1 protein-coding gene is annotated in these 1,128 nt (G+C 62.7%); it reads right to left on the reverse strand.

The window, feature by feature from the left end; all coding sequences use genetic code 11:
- Positions 1-31: 31 nt before the first annotated feature.
- On the reverse strand, positions 32-1,128 hold a 1,097-nt coding region (locus DID96_RS37760), incomplete at its 5' end, for an IS3 family transposase (protein ID WP_124604400.1).

Here is a 1,128-nt window from a genome sequence, read left to right on the forward strand (position 1 = left end):
CGGTGTTTGTCAACGTAGTTGTCGCGCCACTTCACGCGCACTGCTTTAATTCGGCCCGGGGCGTGCGCTCCGGATTGAGCCAGACTTCGTCCTTCAATTCCCAATTGCGGGTCGAGCGAGACCACCGTTGAGGGTTGCGTGCCAGGGCCTGCGCGTAGACGACCTCCCGCCGCGCCAACACTTCGGTAGCGACGCCGCTATGACGCTGCGCCGGCGTGACGAATTTCAAGCCGCTGTGTTTGTGCTCGTGGTTGTACCAACGAACGAACTGCTGCGTCCAGGCACGAGCCTCGCCAAGACTGGCGAACGCCTTACGCGGGTAGTCGGGCCGGTACTTGCACGTGCGGAACAGCGCCTCGGCGTACGGGTTGTCGTTACTCACGCGTGGTCTGCTGAACGAAGCCACCACGCCCAGGTTTTCCAGCGTGGCGAGCATCGTCGCGCCCTTCATCGCGCTACCGTTGTCCGAGTGCAGCACCAGCGGACGTCCCGCCAGTCCCTCCGCCAGACTCGTGCGCCGCATAAGCAACGCGGCAAGTTCTGCAGATTCCACTTCCTGCACTTCGTGGCCCACGATCTTGCGGCTGAACACATCCAGCACCATGTACCAGTAGTAAAACTTGCCCTTGATCGCCGCGGGCATCCACGTGATATCCCACGACCAGACCTGATTCGGTGCCGTCGCACAATGACTGGTGAGCGCACGTGGCGAAGACTGGCGTGCACGCCCCCGGTGGTGTTGCTGCGAAGCGCTGCGCAGCACGCGGTAAAAGCTCGATTCCGACGCGAGGTAGATGCCACGGTCCGCCAGGCTCGGCACGATCTGGCTGGGCGGCAGGCTGGCAAACTCGGCACTATTGGCAACCTCGAGAATCTGTTGCCGTTCGGCTTCGCTCAGCTTGTTGCCCGGCTCCGGCCGTCTAGCCGTGGCTCGGCCGTCGGCGCGCACCGCCTCGCCATCACGAACCCAGCGCTGGAACGTGCGCGCACTCAAACCCAGCTCTTCGCAAGCCTGCTCCAGGCGGCAACCCGACTGCGCCGCCTCGCGGATCAACGATATACATAACAGGCGATCCGAGACGTTGATCAATCGTCCTCTTGTTCTCCCCAGATCGCCTGGACTTTTTT

The sequence above is a fragment of the Burkholderia sp. Bp8963 genome (genome assembly GCF_003854275.1).
Classification (GTDB): Bacteria; Pseudomonadota; Gammaproteobacteria; order Burkholderiales; family Burkholderiaceae; genus Burkholderia.